We start from the raw sequence: 16525 nt of genomic DNA, 5'->3' as shown, positions 1-16525 counted from the left end.
TCAGCGTGTACAGCCGAGCCGTGTCGACCGCTCGCGCGCCTCGTCCGCCGTGACGCTCCGGGGCCGCGCGCGCCCCCATCGATCGAGCACCGTCCGGTACGACGCACACGCGCGGAGCGTGTCCCCCGACGCTTCGAGCGCTTGCCCGAGCCACAGATGCGCCCGCGTGTGCGCCATCGGAAAACTCAGCGCGGAGCAGCTCCCGGCCGCCTGCATCAGCCAGCGCTTCGCTTCGTCGAGCCGGCCGCCGAGCAGAAACGTCACGCCCGCCGACGCGCCCACCAGCGTGCCCGGTACATACGGCGGCAGCGGTCCGTGCTCCGCGAGCGCCGTGAGCGCGTCGCGCGCGTCCTCTGCCAGGATCGTCGTCGCCGCCCAGCCGTGCAGCCACAGATAACTGCGCGCAGCCGGCGTCACGCGGGCCGACCACTCCGCGAGCCACGCGCGCCGCCGCGACGCGAGGCCCTCGCGCGTGATCGCCCCGGCCCGCCGCGCCGTCACGAGCAACGCGGGCGTCGCATCGTTCGAAAGGGCCGAGTCCTCTGCGTTCGGATCGGGCTCCCACGCGCCTTGACGATCGAGATACCCGATCGCGACCGCCCCGGCCTCCGCGTGTTTCCCCGACTCGATCAAGAGCTCCGCGACCGCGCGCGCCGCGATCCCGTGATCGTTGCGCCGCGCGCTCCCCTCCGCCTTCCGCCCGAGGGCCTGCGCATGTTCGAGCGCCTCCTCGAAGTCGCCATAGAGCGCGGCCTTGCGCATCGCGCCCACGACGAGCACGCGGTTCCGCACGAGCTCCGCCGTTCCTTTGGGCAGCTCGTCCACTTGCTTGCCCGCGTGCCGCAGAGCTTCCTCCACCGTCGCGCTCGGCTCGCCCCGCGACGCGAGCGCGTCGGCGAGCAGCGGGTACGAGACGTGCGCTTGTGCGCCTCGGGCGATCATCTGCCGCGCGGTCGACTCCATCGCGGCGCATCGGCCCGCGTACCCTTCGAGCCGCGCGCGGTACGACAGGCACGCCATCGCGTCCGGCGCGACCTGCAGGCATCGATCGATGGCCTTCTGCGCCTCGTCGAAGCGACCGCGGTACGCCTCGAAGACGGCCAGCGAGCTGAGCGCGCGGGTGAACTGCGGATCGAGCTCGATCGCGCGCTGGAGGTGCTGGATGGCGGCCTGGAAGTCGTCGAAGTTGCCGCGGCCGAGCGCGAGGAAGTACCAGAGCTGCGCGTCGCCCGGATGGTCCTTGATCATCGCCCCGAGCCTGCGGCTCGCCTCGGCCCAGTCGGCGGGCTCGCGCTGCACGACCGGCTCGATCGCGTCGAGCAGCGCGCGGTCCCGCGGCGAGAGCGCGTCGCTCTTCGCCCGCGCTTGCCGAAAGCTCTCGCGCACGCCGTCGAGGTGCTGCGCCATCCCGATCGCCGCGTACTGCACGTGCGCCGAAGCGAGCCCCGGATCGAGCGTGATCGCGCGCTGAAAATCCGGCCCCCACGAGCCGCCGGCCCGGAACGCTTCGAGCCCCGCGCGGTACGCGGCGCGTGCCTCCTCGCTCCGTGACGACGAGCTCGGCAGATCCGTCGCGACCACGGGCGCATGCGCGTTCGTCGCGGCGAGAGCCGTGCTCGCCGGAGGTTGCGCCGAAGGCTCCGCGGTTCGCTCGGCGCCGCGGAGCCTCGCTGCACCGATCGCCGCCCCGAGCATCAAGAGCAGCACCCCGAGCGCCGCCGGGGCTAGGAAACGCTTCCTTCCCGGCTTCCCTTGCGCCTCGTGATCGAGCTCCCGCGCGATCGCCCCGGCGCTCTCGTACCGCGCGTGCGGCTCCTTTTGCAGGCACCGCAGCGCCACGCGCTCGAGATCGGGATCGACGCCTGCGCGGATCGTCGACGGCGGCGTCGGCTCCGACCCTTCGATCGACGCGAGCACGGCGGCCGCGTTTTTTCCGACGAAGGGCCGCTTCCCCGTCAGCATCTCGTAGAGCATCACGCCGAACGAGAAGACGTCGCTCCGTGCGTCGACCGGCTTTCCCCCCGCTTGCTCGGGCGACATGTAGCTCGGCGTGCCGATGATCGCGCCGTCGGCCGTGGCCACCGAGACCAGATCGATCTCCACGTGGGTCGCCTTCGCCAGCCCGAAATCGAGCAAGGTCAGCCGTCCGTCGCCCTCGATCATCACGTTCTCGGGCTTGAGGTCGCGGTGCACGAGGCCGCGCCCGTGCGCCTTCGCGAGCGCGCGGGCGAGGTCTTTCGCGACGCGCCGCGCCTCGTCCGGCGGCAGCGACGGCGTGTCCTTTGGCCTCGCGTCGAGCCGCTCGCGGAGCGTCGATCCGCGCAGCCGCTCCATCGCGATGAACGCCCGGCCGCAATCCTCGCCGACGTCGTAGATCGCCACGACCCCCGCGTGCCCGAGCGCCGCGGCCGCGCGCGCCTCGCGCAAGAGCCGCCGCTTGCGCTCCTCGTCCTCCGACAAGAGCACCTTCAGCGCGACCTCGCGGCCGAGCGTGGGATCTGTCGCGGCGAACACGACGCCCATCCCGCCGCGGCCGATCTCCTCGCGCACCACGAAGCGCCCTACGCGCTCGCCGGGGCGCGGCAACGTCGCCGGCGTGCGCGGAGCTTCGCGGGAAGGGATGCGCGCGATCTTCGCCAGGAAGGGATCGGGCGTGATCGGCCCCTCGCCGTCCTCGGACGAGGACGACAGGGCTGCGTCGTCGTCTTCGTCGTCGACGTCCCGTCGCACGTCGCCCGTGCGTCCGGACAAGGGCTCGCCTGGCATGGACCGCCGCGAGCATACCATCCGGCAGCGCCGTTTCGCGCGGGAGAGCACTTCCCAAGCGACGGCCCCACGGGCAAGATGGATCGCCCGCGCAGAGCCCTCCGGGCTCGCGCCTCACCACGCATGGACGCGGACAAAAGGCGCACGATCGACGCAGACATCCGCCGCCTCGCCGAGGGCGGGGACATCGGCGCCGCCACGTCCGTCGCCCTGCGCGCCTACGGCCCCGAGATCTTCGAGTTCGTCGCGGCGCTCCACCGCAACGAGACCGACGCCTCCGAGGTATTCTCCCTTTTCGCCGAGAAGCTCTGGAAGAGCCTGCCGAGCTTTCGCTGGGACGCCTCCTTCCGCACCTGGGCGTACGCCGTGGCGCGCACGTCCTCCCTCGATTTCCGACGCGCGGAGAAGCGCCGCGCCGCGCGGGTCGTGCCCTTGCCGGAGGGCTCCTCGCTCTCGGCGATCGAGGCCGAGGTCCGCACCGTCACGCGCTCCTACCTTCGCACCGAACGCCGCGATCGTTTCGCCGAGCTCCGGGCGCGCTTGCCGCCCGAGGAGCAAGAGCTCCTCATGCTCCGCGTCGATCGGCAGCTCTCGTGGGACGACCTCGCGGTCGTGCTCCACGGCGAGGACGCGCCGCCGCTCGGGGCGGACGAGCGGAAACGAGCGGCCGCGCGCCTGCGCAAGCGCTTCCAGCACCTCAAGGAAAAGCTCTACGAGATGGGGCGGCGCGAGGGGCTCGTCGGGGACGAGAACTAGCAACAACAAAGGTCTTTCGCGGCGCGTCGTGGCCTGCTATCGCACGCGGCGAGATGAGCCGCATCTACCGCACCCTTCCTCCGTCGGGCACCGCGCTCGGCATTGCGTTCTCCGGGGGCCTCGACACGCGCACGGCCGTGGCCTGGCTCTCGCGCCAGGGCCTTCGCGTCCATTGTTATACCGCCGATCTCGGCCAGCCGGACGAGAAGACCCCGGCGGACATCCCGCCCGTCGCGATCTCGCACGGCGCTGAAAAGGCCCGGCTCGTCGATTGCCGCGAGTCCATGGCGCGCGAGGGCATCATCGCCCTCCAGTGCGGCGCGTTCCACCTCTCGACCGCGGGCCGCAAATACTTCAATACGACGCCCCTCGGCCGCGCCGTCACCTCGACGGCCATCGTTCGGGCCATGCGCGAGGAGGGCGTGCACGTCTTCGGCGACGGCAGCACGCACAAGGGCAACGACATCCAGCGGTTTTACCGTTATGGCGTGCTCGTCGATCCCGAGCTCAAAATCTACAAGCCCTGGCTCGACCAGAAGTTCGTCGACGCCTTCGGCGGCCGCACCGAGATGGCGCAGTACCTCGATTCGATCGGCATGCCGTACCCCATGGGCACCGAGAAGGCGTACAGCACCGACGCGAACGTCCTCGGCGCGACGCACGAAGCGAAGGACCTCGAGTTCCTCGACAAGGGCATGACGATCGTGAACCCGATCATGGGCGTGCCTTTCTGGCGCTCGGACGTGGCGATCGCCGAGGAGGAGATCACGGTCGAATACGCCGAGGGCGTGCCCGTCGCGCTGAACGGCGCTCGATTCTCGTCGTTGTTCGCGCTCATCGTCGCGGCGAACGAGATCGGCGGCCGGCATGGGCTCGGGATGAGTGATCAGATCGAGAATCGTGTCATCGGCGCGAAGAGCCGCGGCATTTACGAGGCGCCCGGCATGGCGCTGCTCCACATCGCCTACGAGCGCCTGCTCTCGGCCACGCACAACGAGGACACGACCGACCTCTACTGCACGCTCGGCCGCCGTCTCGGCCGCCTCCTTTACGAGGGCAAGTGGTACGACCCCGAGGCGATGATGCTGAAGGAGTCGCTCGCCCGCTGGGTCGCGACGCCGATCAGCGGCATCGTGCGCCTCTCGCTCCGCCGCGGCGACGATTACACGATCCTCGAGACCCGCGCCGAGAAGAGCGCGTATGCGCCCGAAAAACTCTCCATGGAGAAGACCGAGGCCGCGTTCACTCCCGAAGATCGTATCGGCGCTTTGGAGATCCAGAACCTCGCCGTCTCGGACAACCGCACGCTGCTGCTCCATTATGCCGAGCGTCTCGGCCGCCTGGCGGGCCCTTCGGCGTCGTCCTTCGGCGACGTCCTCGGCGAGGGCGAGGTCGAGCCGAAGCGCCTCTCCTGAGAGGCCACGGCGATCGCTTGTCGCCGCGCGGGGGCGTTGGTAGCGTCACCTGTCCGCCATGTTGCTCCCACGCCCCGCGCTCCTCCCCCCGGATACCATTTTTCACGGCCGTTATCGGGTGATCCGGGCGATCAAGTCCGGCGGCATGGGCACGGTCTACGAGGTCGTCGACGAGAGGACCTCGAGCCGGCGCGCCCTCAAGGTCATGCTCCCGAATCTCGTGACGAGCGAGCAGGGCCGCAAGCGCTTCGAGCTCGAAGCGCGGGCGACGGGCGCGATCGAGAGTGATCACATCGTCCGGATCCTCGACGTCGGCATCGATCCCGGCACCGAGCTGCCTTTCCTCGTGATGGAGCTGCTCCGCGGCCGTGACCTCGGCGCGCTCCTCGACCAGGGCGTTCGAATCGCCCTCGAAGACGTGCTCCGTTATCTCACCCAGACCGCGGTCGCCCTCGACAAGCTCCACGCCGCGGGCGTCGTCCACCGCGACCTCAAGCCGGAGAACATCTTCCTCTCGTGGCGCGACGACGGCACGCCCTGTATCAAGGTCCTCGATTTCGGGGTCGTGAAGACGGTGGATCCCGTCGTCGACGGCATCACGACCCGCGGCATCCTCGGCACGCCGCTTTACATGGCGCCCGAGCAGGTCGAGGCTGCGCAGGACGTGGGCCCGGCCGCCGATATTTATGCGCTCGGCCAGCTCGCCTATGAATTGCTCGTCGGCGAGCCGTACTGGGCCGAGGAGCTCGAGCGCGACGGCTCGCCGATCCTGCTCGCGGCCGACATCTCCGACGGGCCGCTAGAATCGCCGGAGGCGCGGGCGAAGCGCCGCAAGCGCGTCGATCTCCCTCCCGGGTTCGATGTCTGGTTCGCCGGCGTGACAGCGAAATCAGTGGCGGCGCGTTATCCGCGGGCGACGGTGGCCATCGCGGCGCTCACGGACCTCGTGCGCGAGAGCGTGCGTGCGTCGCAGGAGCAAGTTTCATCCGCCAAACCCAAGGCGCCGGCTTCCGTTTCGCAGCCGGCTTCGCGCCCACAGCCGACTCCGCCCCCGGTGCGGGAGGTCGCGAAAAAGGGGTTTTTGGTCACGGTCGATTGCGCGACGAACGTGGTCCGCGTCGACGTGTGGGGGTTCTGGGACGTCGAGGACGGCAAGGGGTACTGGGAAGAGTTCGAGCGCAAGACGAAGCCGCTCCTCGGCAACCCTTGGTACGTCCTGGCAAACATCTCGAATTTCCCGCCGCAGAAGCCCGATGTGAGCGCGTTCGTCGAGAAGACGATGACCCACGCGCGGGAGAACGGCCTCGTGCGCGCGGCGAACCTCGTCAGCAGCGCGCTCGGGCGTATGCAGATTCAGAGGCTCTCGGTCGAGACGGGGTTGCCGCTGTATTCGTTTTTCACGACGGAGGCCGAGGCGTTGCGGTGGCTCCTCACGGGAAAATGAGCGTCGGGTCCTGACATTTCCGTGCAGCCCTCACGCGGCCTTCGTGTGCATCTCTTCGAGCCAGGCGCGTGCCTTGGCCTGTGTCTCGAAGAAGCGGTGGGCGATCTTCGCGCCCGTGAGGGAGCTCGTGGCGCGAATGACGAGATCGAGCACCACGCGAACGGGGGCAGGCGCGCCCACGTACGCGACGAAATGCGGAGGGAGCTTTCGAGGCCGATCCCGCAGCTCGTGCCGTGATCCGTGGCTGAACCCGCCCGCGTCGGAGATGTCGCACAGGACGAAGAGCCGACCCCGCGCGAGCAATCGTTCGTCCGTCAAACGCGCGAGGGCCGCCATCTCGCCGGGCAGGATCGGCCCGTGGAACTCCATCACGAGGAGATCACCAGGCTCGAATCGAACGTAGTGCCTGCCCACCCACGTCTCCTCGACGCTCATGGGCCGAGCGTGCCCGAACGTGGACGGGACGTCCAGTCAGGCTTTCGTCAGGAGGGGACGAAATGCTCCTCGTCTCGGCCCTCGAACCTCGCCCCCACCTCACCGGCCGCGCGCTCGCCCGATTCGAGCGCCCCCTCCATGTAGCCCGTCCATTCCGTCGCCGTCTCGGTGCCCGCCCAGTGGATTCGCCCCACCGGCTCGCGCAGCGCGCGCCCCACGCCGGTCATCGTGCCGGGCCCCATCACCCCGACGGGACAGCCGCGCGACCATGGCTCCGTCGACCAGTCGAATTCGACGTATTCGCTCGGCCGGAGCGCCCGCTCGCCGAACATGCGGCCGAGGCTCCCGAGCACCACCGCGCGCCGCTCCTCCAAGGGCCTCTCCGAGAAGACGCGCGCCTTTTGCCCCACGACGAATCCGAGGAGCGAATGCACCACCCCGTCGTGCGAGCCATTGTCGAACACGACCGACATCGGCCCCGTGCTCGTCACGGCCTCCCCCGAGAGCCCCGCCTCGCGCCAGAAAGGCCGATCGTAGACCGCGATGCATTTCACCGTGGAGCCCATCGGCATCCGTTGCGTGAGCTGGTCGCGCACGACGGGCAGGAGCGGGCGAACTTCGATGCGACCCGCGAGCGCCGGAGGGACGGCCACGATCACGTACGGCGCCCGCACCACGACTTCGTCCGAGGTCACGACCACGCCGCGCCCGTCCTGCTCGATGCGCCGCGCCGGCGCGGCGAGCACGACCGCGTCCCCGAGCCGCGCTGCGAGCCGGATCGAGAGCTCCTGCGCGCTGCCCACGAAACGCCGCTCCTGCGCCCCGCCCTCGATTTCCACGAGGCGCATGAGGCCGCCGCCCGCGCGCAGGTACGCGAGGAAATACAGCATTGAAATCTCGCGCGGCTCCGCGCCGAAGACCACCCGCACCGCCGCGTCGAAGAGCTCGCGCACGTCGGCGCGCGGGAGAAGCTCGCGGGCGGCGGTTTCGAGCGTTGTTTCGTCCCACGCCGAAGCTTCGGCTGCGGCGAGCGGCCTTCCTTTGGGCAGCCGCGCCGCGAGCGCGTCGAGCTTGCGCAGCGCGAGGTGCAGCGCGACGAGCCCCGGCACGGGCAGCGAGGGAATGGTCCCCGCATACGTCGAGACGCGCCCGTCCCGCACCAGGATTTTTTGTCCGGAATGGTACGTTGGAAACGTCGCGACGCCGAGCTCGGCGGCGAGGCGCCCGAGGCGGCGTTGCCCCGCGCCGAGCCATTGCCCTCCGAGGTCGAGGACACGGCCCCCGATCTCCCGGCCCAGCGTGCGCCCGCCGACGCGATCCCGCGCTTCGAGCACGACGACGCGTTTTCCCATGCGGGTCAGCGCGTCCGCCGCCGAGAGGCCCGCGAGGCCCGCGCCGACGATGACGACGTCGGCCTCGCGTTCTTGGTTGAATGGGGCCATGGCCTCGCCGCTCCTCCCGTTCAGATTCGTTCGAGGACGACCGCGATTCCTTGCCCGCCGCCGATGCAAGCGCTGCCCACGGCGATCTGCTTGCCCGTGCGGCGCAGCGTGTGGACGAGGTTCGCCGTGATGCGCGCGCCCGAGGCGCCGAGCGGGTGGCCGAGCGCGATGGCCCCGCCATTCAGGTTCGCCTTGTCGAGCGGGATCTTCAGCTCCTTCTGCACGGCGAGCCATTGCGGCGCGAACGCCTCGTTCACGTCGAAGAGGTCGACCGCGTCGAACGAGACGCCCGCGCGCTCGAGGGCCTTGGGAATGGCGGCTGCCGGGCCGATGCCCATGATCGAGGGGTCGACGCCCGCCGACGCCCATTGCAGGAGCCGCGCGAGCGGCGTCCAGCCCTTCTCGCGCGCCTTCTCGGCCGTGGTCACGACGAGCATGGCCGCGCCGTCGCAGATGCCGCTCGCGTTGCCGGCCGTGACCGTGCCGTCTTTCTTGAACACCGGCGCGAGCTTGGCGAGCGCCTCGGGCGTCGATTGCGGCCTCGCGTGCTCGTCCACCGCGAACGAGACCGGCGGCGCCCCGCGCTTGCCCGGCAGTTCGATCGGCGCGATCTCGTCCTTGAACGCGCCCGCCTCGTTCGCCGCGGCCCAGAGCTTCTGGCTGCGGAGCGCGTATTCGTCGCATTCGGCGCGCGAGATGCCGTACTTCGTGGCCAGGTTCTCGGCCGTGATGGCCATCGGCGAATTCACGTAGCTATCGGTGAGCGCGCTCCAGAGCGAATCTTCGAGCGCCGGGGCCTTGCCGAACGCGAAGCCCTCGCGCCCGCCGCGCAGCACGTGCGGCGCCTGCGACATGTTCTCGGTCCCGCCCGCGAGCACGACATCGGCCTCGTCGAGCAGGAGGAGCTGGGCCGCCTGCACGATCGCCTCGAAGCCCGAGCCGCAAAGCCGGTTCACCGTGAGCGCCGGGACCTCGATGGGCACGCCTGCCTTGAGGCCCACGTGGCGCGCGCAGTAGATCGCGTCGGAACTCGTCTGCATGACGTTGCCGACGACGACGTGCCCGACGTCGCCCGGCGCCGCGCCGGCCTGCGCGAGGGCTGCCTTCGCGGCGTGGGCCGCGAGATCGTTCGCCGAGACACCCTTGAGCGCGCCATTCATCGTCCCGAACGCGGTGCGCTTCGCGCCCACGATGACGATGTCCTTGCTGAGCTTGGCCATGTTTTCTCCGTGCATGTCCTGTTGAGGGCCGGGAGCATGCGACGGACCGTCGTGCCAAGCAAGCCCCCAGGCCCGACAACCGCCCGAACGCGAGCCATCTCTCCTTCGGGACCCGCGCCGTGACGGAGCGCAGCGAAGGAATGGGTCGCCACGATTGAGAGAGGCACTCCCGGAGCGCGAGGGTACGTCCCACATGGATCGAGATCGACCGATTCTCGCCGTCCATGCGCAGGTTTTCTACGCATTGCCTGATGGACGCGGGCGGATTTCCGTGAGACGTTGTGTCCAGGGGGCAAGCATGGACGCGATGCTTACGAACAATCGCCGCATCCTCGTGGTGGATGACAGCGATGCCATTCACCGCGACTTCCTGGAAATTTTGAAGCCTCGGAGGAGCTCATTCGAGCTCGATGCCATGGAGGCATCGATCTTCGGCGTGCGCGCCGCCGCGCCGCCCGCGCTGGATTTCGAGCTCACCTTTGCCTCGCAGGGCGCCGAGGCGCTGGAGAAGGTGCAGCAAGCCCGCGGCGGCGCCGCCCCTTATGCGCTCGCCTTCGTCGATATGCGTATGCCCCCGGGGTGGGACGGGCTGGAGACGCTGACGCATCTATGGGCCGCGGATCCGACCTTGCAGGCCGTCATTTGCTCGGCGTATTCGGACCATTCCTGGGCCGAGATCACGGAGAAGCTCGGCGTGACCGACCGCTTCTTGATCTTGAAAAAGCCCTTCGATCCGGTGGAGGTCCGTCAGATCGCCTGTGCGCTCACCGAGAAATGGAACCAGGCCGAGCGCTCCTCCCGCGCCGAGGTCGATCTGCGGCGGAGCGAGGCGAAGAACCGCGGCATCCTCACAGCCCTGCCCGACGCGCTGCTCGTCGTGGCGCGGGACGGCCTGTGCCGCGATTTCAAGCCCGCCCGCGGCGCCGCCGCGCCGACCCTCGTGTTCCGGCCGGGCGAGTCCATCTCCGCGGCGCTCGGGGACGCGCTCGGCGTGCAGATGGGAAGGTATGTGGAGCTCGCCATCGACACCGGGAACGCGCAGAGTTTCGAACTTCGGCAAGGGGAAAAGGGCGGGACACGCCATTTCGAGGCGCGCGTCGCAGGCATCGACGCCGACGAGGCGCTCGTGCTCCTGCGCGACGTCACCGAGGAGCGGCAGCGCGACGAGGCCATCGAACAGCAGCGCGCGCGGGAGGACGCCATGCGCGCGCAGAACGAGACGCTGCTCTCGATCTCCACGCCGCTCATCCCCATCACCGACGATATCGTGGTCATGCCCCTCGTCGGCGAGCTGGAGGCGTCGCGGTTGCAACAGGCGCAGGAGACGCTTTTGCAGGGGATCGTGGCGCGCGGAGCGCGTGTCGCCATTTTGGACGTGACGGGCGTGCCGCGCGTCACGCCCGTGGTCGCCGATGAGATCGTGCGTATGGCGCAGGGCGCGCGCCTGCTCGGCGCGGAGATCATGCTCACGGGGATCCGGCCCGAGGTGGCGCAGACGCTCGTGGCCTTGGGGCAGGGGTTTTCCGGGTTATCGACGCAACGGACGCTGCAGAGCGGCATTGCATTCGCCATGGGGCGCCGCCCGGGCGGGAGGGACGCGTCATGCGAGCGTACCTGAAATCGCTGGGCGTCTGGGGCTTTCTGGGGGCGCTCGTCGGGGCCACGGCGATCGGCGTCTTTTTGATCGAGCCCACGGACGCGCGCACACCCGAGCGCCCGGGCCTTGTGGTCGGAGCTGCGCCTGCGAAGGACGCGCGCCCGATGCGCATGGTGATGAGCGGGGCGTTCGTGTCGGAGTCCGGCGTCAACCTCTACGACGAGATCGCGCAATATCTGGCCCGGAAAAACGGGATCACGATCGAGGTCACGACGGGCCTCGCCTACAGCACCATCAACAGCATGCTGCAGACGGGCGCCGTGGAGCTCGGCTTCATCTGTGGATTTCCCTATACCATGCTGCGCGACGAGCCCACCCCGCGCGCCGAGCTTGTTGGCGCGCCCATCATGACGTACCCTCGTTATGGGGGGCGGCCCGTGTACTTCGCGGATCTCGTGGTGCGGAACGAGAGCCCCTACCATTCGCTGGACGATCTCCGGGGCCGCACCTTGGTGTACAATGACGAGCGATCGCACACCGGGTACAACGCGCCCCGTCATCGCCTGATCGAGCGCGGCTTCGCGAGCGGCTTTTTCAGCAAGATCGTGCGCTCCGGCTCGCACGAGGAGTCGATCCGCATGGTGGCCGCGGGCGAGGCGGACGCGAGCTGGGTGGACAGCCTGGTGCTCGATTACGATCGCGAAAAGCGCATCGGCCGCGCGGGCGAGGTGCGGGTCCTCGAGAGCCTGGGTCCCATGACCGTGAGCCCGGTTGTGGTCTCGCCGGATCTGCCGGCGGAGCTCCGCGCCGCGCTCCAGCGGACGCTCCTCGGCATGCACCAGGAGCCGGAGGGGAAGCGGCTGCTCGACGCGGCATTCATTGCGCGGTTCGTGAAGGTCGAGGACGCCGCGTACGATGACCACCGCTTGATGAAGACCACCGCCGAGAAGGCGGGGATCGTGGCGATCCGATGAGCTCGCCGCCTCGCGCGAGCATGCCCAGCCTCGTCCGGTCCTTCGTGGTGCTCGTCGCCGTGAGCGTGGCCTTGCAGCTCGCCTCGCTGATAGCGGTGCACGAGATCGGCCGCCGCACCGAGCAAAGCCGCCTCTTGCTTTCGGCCTCCGACGCCACGCGGGATCTCCTGGATCGTTACGCGAGCACGACGTACCTCGCGGTCGTGGGGCTCTCCACGTCCGACTGGGAGCTTTTGCTCCGGCAGCGAAAGCTGGCAAAGGAATTTGAAGCGCAGCTCTCGAAGAATTTCGCGGCGCTGCGGCAGGGGGGAAAGGCGCATATCGGCGGCGCGGAGGTCTCTCTCGTCGCCGAGGACGATCCGGCGACGAAGGAGCGGCTCGCCGCCATGGAGCCTTTATGGGCCGAGGTGCGGACGAGCGCCGTGCGTGTGCTCCGCTCGGACAACCAATCGCTCAGGAACAACCCCGATATCGAGCGATTCCAGACGGCGTCGCAGCGACTCGCGGAGGCGCTCGTCACGCTCGACGCGGATATCCGCCAGCGCGCCGGGCCCGATCTGCGCTGGCTCGGGCAGGCGCAACGGGCGTTGCCGGTGGGGACCGTGGCCCTGATGCTCTTGCTCGGCGCCTTTGTCTACCGGCGTATTCTCCTGCCCTTCGACGCGTCCATGAACGACCTCGCGCAGAGCGAGGGCGCATTGCGCGTGGCGCGCGACGAGCTCGAACGGCGGGTGGAGGAGCGCACGGCGGAGCTCTTGGCGGCGAACGCCGAGCTCGAACGGCAGGAGCAAGCGCTCCGGCGGTCCAACGAGGAGCTCGAACGGCGGGTGGAGGAGCGCACGGCGGAGCTCCGCGAGGCGCAGCAGCGCTCGCTCGAACTCGCGCGGCAGGCGGGCATGACGGAGATCGCCTCCAATGTTCTGCACAATGTGGGCAATGTGCTGAACAACCTGAACACCGCGAGCGCGATGCTCGCGGAGCGGCTGCGGGCGCTGCGGGTCGATCCCCTTCTCAAGGCGGCCGAGATGCTGGAGGCGCAGAAGGCGGACCTGGCCGGGTTTTTCTCGAATGACGAGCGCGGGCGCAGGCTGCCGGAGTATTTCGGGAAGCTCGGCCAGAACCTCGCGGCCGAGCGGACGGAGCTGCTCTCCTTGGTGGGCGCGCTCGAGGGGCACGTGGCGCATATCCGCGCGGTCGTCGATTTCCAGCAGAGTTATGCCACGGTGACGAACCTGGACGAGTCGGTGGATCTCGCGGCGGTCCTGGAGGACGCGCTGCGCATGGCCGTACCGAGCAGCGGGCGCAGCGGAGTGATCATCGATCGGGGGCTCTCGCCTTTGCCACGGGCGCTCTGCGACAAGCACAAGGTGCTGCAGATCGTCCTGAACCTCCTCGGCAATGCAAAATGGGCGCTCGGCGAGCGCGGGGGCGAGGACAAGCGCCTCGGGGTGCGGCTCGCGCGGCCGGCGGAGGATCGGGTGCGCATTCAGATCATCGACAATGGCGTGGGGATCGACGCCGCCTTGCTCACGAGGATCTTCCAGCACGGGTTCACGACGCGGAGAGGCGGCCACGGCTTCGGGCTGCACGCCTCGGCGCTCGTGGCCCGCGCCATGGGCGGGACCCTCGTCGCGGAGAGCGAGGGTCCGGGCCGCGGGGCGACGTTCACGCTGGAGTTTCCATTTCGACCTGCGGAGGCGTGACGTCGGCTTCGACGAGGTGGGGGGCGGGAGCCCCCCACGGGTCGAGATTCAGGGCCGCTCGACCTTGAACGACGGCGACGTCCAGGTCTCCCAGTGCGCCGGGTTGTTCGCGTCGCCGAGCGCCTTCAGCACGCTCATCTTCATCACGTAATTGCCATTCGGCACCGTGACCACTTTCTTGCCGACCGTGGTGGTCCCATTCCAGGCGAACGAATACGTGCCTGTCGGATCCGCATTGCGGCCGACGTACGTGTACGTGTAGGCGGTGCCCCAGGGCTTCTGGAGGCCCGCGGCCTCGACGATGTCGACCTTCACCGACGTCACCTGGTGCTCGAGGTGCACCGTGACGTTCGGCACGTTGGTCGATCCCGACATCGTGAAGACGGCGCCCCCATTTTCCTTGTTGTAGGTCGGCGGATTGGTCGAATTGTTCTGTCGCGACAACCAGGGGAAGCCCTGCGCCGTCGGGACGAGCGCGACGATCGATTGGTAGTCCCCCTTGAGGCCGATGTACGGCACGCGCAGCGTCGCATTGCCGCCCGTCTGCGCGAACTGGACGAAGCCGCCGAACACGCCCCGGTCGGCGAGGTTCGGGTTTGGCGTGATCGTCACGTCCACCGTCGCCGTGCCGTGCGCCGGGACCGTCACGCTTTGCGCGCTCAACGTCGCGCTCGGCGGCACGGTCGGCTGCGAGAGCGCCTGCGGCGTGCCGTACGTGCCCACCGTGGAGACGCCCGGCTGGTGCGAGACGTCGTACGTGATGGGCTCGTTGGTGTCGTTCTTCAGCGTGATCGTGTGCGTCGTGGGCTCCGTCGTCTCACCGATCGCAATGCGGCTCGGCCACACGCTGGACTTCGTGAGCGCGGCCTGGTCGACGCGGATGAGGCCCGCGCCCTGCCGATGCGCGCTGTCGAGGATGCCCTGCGTCGGATCGATGCCCCAGAGGAGCGGCTGCGCCGTGTTCTGGAGCCGGGCGCGAATCGCCTCGAAATTCGTCTCGCCCGTCGCCTCGATGAGCAGCGCAATCGAGCCCGCCGTGTGCGGCGAGGCCATCGACGTGCCGCTCTGCGAGGTGAACCCGCCGAGCTCCAGCGGATACGTCGAATAAATCGACCCGCCCGGCGACGTGAGGTCGGGCTTGAACGAGAGATCCGGGCCCGCGCCCCACGAGCTGAACGACGAAATGCGCCCGCCGAGGCTGTTCGGCGAGGTGACCGTGTCGTCCGTCCACGTCAAGGACACCGCGCCCGAGGCCATGCGCTGGGCGATGAGGTCGCCGTCCGCCATCGTGATTCCGACGACCGGCACCCCCACGGGCGTCGTCCCTGCCGGTGAGCCCGTGGGAATCGTGACGCCGGGGACGAGCGCGCCGGCCGCATTGTTGTACAGGACGATCGCCGTGGCGCCCGCGGCCTGCGCATTCTTCGATTTCTCGAAGAACGTGCAGCCGCCGCGCTTGATGAGCGCCACCTTGCCCATGAGGCTTCCTGCCGCCGGCGGATTCACGTTGCACGCGTCCGTGGCGATCGTATTCGGCGTCGCCGTGGCCACCAGGGGCAACGTGCCCGTGAACGGCGCGAAAGGCACGCCCGTGCCCGCGTTGTACCCGATGGCCTTGCCATCCGGCGTGATGGCAAACGAGGGCTGTGCGATATGCGTGTTCTCGGCGGAGGCCGAGGCAATGACGTTCGCCCCGACGCCGGGCGCGCCCGTGGCCCAGACGCCGCGGTCGCCATTGTTGCCGCCCGAGCAGGAGACGATCGTGCCGCTCATCGAGAGGTTCGACGCGGCGACGGCCGTCGGATACTGCGGCCATTGATAGCCGGAGCCGATGCTCATGTTGACGACACGCATGCCGTCCTGCTGCGCACGCTCCATCGCCTGGATCATGATGTCCGGGTTCGTCGACCCCGCGCAGCCGAACACGCGATACGCGCCGAGCGTGACGTTCGGTGCGACGCCGACGATCCCCCCGTTCGCGCCGACGATGCCGGCGACGTGCGTGCCGTGCCCGCCGCAATCGTCCGGATCCGCGTCGGGAATGGCATACGCCCCCGCGACACCCGCCTGGAACCCGTCGCCGACGAAATCGTAGCCGTACTGGACCCGGCACCCCGGACCGAAGCACCCGTTGCCGAGATCGGGGTGATCGTAATCGACGCCGCTGTCGATGATGCCGACGCGGATCTTCTCGCCTGTGAGCCCGAGCTGGTTCCGCGCGACGTCGACGCCCGTCATGGCGATCGCCGTCGCCATGTCCATCTGCGCGCCGCCGCTGTCGTCCGGCGTGTCTTCCTGCTGGATCGGGATCACGGGCCACACCGACTTGACGCCGGGAATCCTCGAGAGGTCCGCGACGTGCTCGGGCGCGACCCGGATCGAAAGCCCGTTCCACAGCCGGTGGAACGAGAGCCGCTCGGTGAACGGGATGCCCCGCTTCTCGGCCTCGGCCTTGAAGACGACCTTTTGCTGGAGGAGCAACGACTCCGACCCGCCGCGCAAGAGCGGCGCCTCTTCGAGCTCCACGAACCAGAACGTGGGGGTCTCGTTCTGCTCCGGCGTGACGACCGACGAGGGATCGTACGCATCCCCGTTCTCGAACGCCTGCTCGCCGTCGGGCTTTCCGCCGCAAGCCGCGAGCAAGGAGGGCAATGCAAGTAGGTGAATCCAGCGAAAGCGCCTCATGTGTTACCTCTTCGGCCGCCGCGTTTGGGGCCCTTTCCAGACAAGTGCCCCCGCCGCAACCGGGCGTCAAGAGGGTGGAGGGCTTGCC

At 69.2% G+C, this 16525-nt stretch carries 11 protein-coding genes; 6 read left to right on the top strand and 5 right to left on the bottom strand.

Annotation, left to right across the window (positions count from 1 at the left end; translation table 11 throughout):
- Positions 1-2730, bottom strand: coding sequence for a protein kinase domain-containing protein (locus QHF89_RS05425; protein ID WP_284720096.1), 2730 nt, complete (start codon positions 2728-2730; stop codon positions 1-3).
- 159 nt (positions 2731-2889) lie between these two features.
- Here QHF89_RS05425 and QHF89_RS05420 point away from each other — a divergent pair, with 159 nt between their 5' ends.
- Genes QHF89_RS05420 through QHF89_RS05410 form a run of 3 tightly spaced genes read left to right on the top strand, consistent with a single transcriptional unit; the run spans position 2890 to position 6381 of the window.
- Positions 2890-3522: an RNA polymerase sigma factor gene (locus QHF89_RS05420; protein WP_284720095.1), complete on the top strand. Its 633-nt coding sequence runs from the start codon at positions 2890-2892 to the stop codon at positions 3520-3522.
- A 53-nt stretch (positions 3523-3575) separates the two neighbouring features.
- Positions 3576-4937, top strand: a complete 1362-nt coding sequence (gene argG, locus QHF89_RS05415) for an argininosuccinate synthase (protein ID WP_136967181.1) — start codon at positions 3576-3578, stop codon at positions 4935-4937.
- Positions 4938-4995: 58 nt separating this feature from the next.
- Positions 4996-6381: a serine/threonine protein kinase gene (locus QHF89_RS05410; RefSeq protein WP_136967182.1), complete on the top strand. Its 1386-nt coding sequence runs from the start codon at positions 4996-4998 to the stop codon at positions 6379-6381.
- Positions 6382-6411: 30 nt separating this feature from the next.
- Here QHF89_RS05410 and QHF89_RS05405 read toward each other — a convergent pair whose 3' ends face one another.
- From QHF89_RS05405 to QHF89_RS05395, 3 genes are read right to left on the bottom strand one after another with little or no spacing between them, the layout of a single operon-like run.
- The gene (locus QHF89_RS05405; RefSeq protein WP_136967183.1) at positions 6412-6816 is read right to left on the bottom strand and encodes a SpoIIAA family protein; all 405 of its coding nucleotides are present in this window, start codon (positions 6814-6816) and stop codon (positions 6412-6414) included.
- A 47-nt stretch (positions 6817-6863) separates the two neighbouring features.
- Positions 6864-8258, bottom strand: coding sequence for a flavin monoamine oxidase family protein (locus QHF89_RS05400; RefSeq protein ID WP_136967184.1), 1395 nt, complete (start codon positions 8256-8258; stop codon positions 6864-6866).
- A gap of 20 nt (positions 8259-8278) precedes the next feature.
- Positions 8279-9478 carry an acetyl-CoA C-acetyltransferase gene (locus QHF89_RS05395; protein WP_136967185.1) on the bottom strand — a complete coding sequence of 400 codons (1200 nt, stop codon included), beginning with the start codon at positions 9476-9478 and terminating at the stop codon, positions 8279-8281.
- A 307-nt stretch (positions 9479-9785) separates the two neighbouring features.
- Between QHF89_RS05395 and QHF89_RS05390 the strand changes: the two genes are divergently transcribed.
- From QHF89_RS05390 to QHF89_RS05380, 3 genes are read left to right on the top strand one after another with little or no spacing between them, the layout of a single operon-like run.
- The gene (locus QHF89_RS05390; protein ID WP_284720094.1) at positions 9786-11096 is read left to right on the top strand and encodes a response regulator; all 1311 of its coding nucleotides are present in this window, start codon (positions 9786-9788) and stop codon (positions 11094-11096) included.
- Entirely contained in the window at positions 11081-12049 is a 969-nt protein-coding gene (locus tag QHF89_RS05385; protein WP_136967187.1) for a PhnD/SsuA/transferrin family substrate-binding protein, read from the top strand. Before QHF89_RS05390 ends, QHF89_RS05385 begins: the two co-directional genes overlap by 16 nt.
- Positions 12046-13752 carry a sensor histidine kinase gene (locus QHF89_RS05380; RefSeq protein ID WP_136967188.1) on the top strand — a complete coding sequence of 569 codons (1707 nt, stop codon included), beginning with the start codon at positions 12046-12048 and terminating at the stop codon, positions 13750-13752. The genes QHF89_RS05385 and QHF89_RS05380 overlap by 4 nt, the downstream gene beginning before the upstream one ends.
- 48 nt (positions 13753-13800) lie before the next feature.
- Here QHF89_RS05380 and QHF89_RS05375 read toward each other — a convergent pair whose 3' ends face one another.
- Positions 13801-16437 carry a S8 family serine peptidase gene (locus QHF89_RS05375; RefSeq protein ID WP_136967189.1) on the bottom strand — a complete coding sequence of 879 codons (2637 nt, stop codon included), beginning with the start codon at positions 16435-16437 and terminating at the stop codon, positions 13801-13803.
- Between the last annotated feature and the right edge of the window lie 88 nt (positions 16438-16525).

The sequence above is a fragment of the Polyangium sorediatum genome (assembly GCF_029946465.1).
Taxonomy (GTDB): domain Bacteria; phylum Myxococcota_A; class Polyangia; order Polyangiales; family Polyangiaceae; genus Polyangium; species Polyangium fumosum.
The sequence above is the reverse complement of the archived record's forward strand: the minus strand, read 5'-3'. Positions and strand labels throughout refer to the sequence as shown.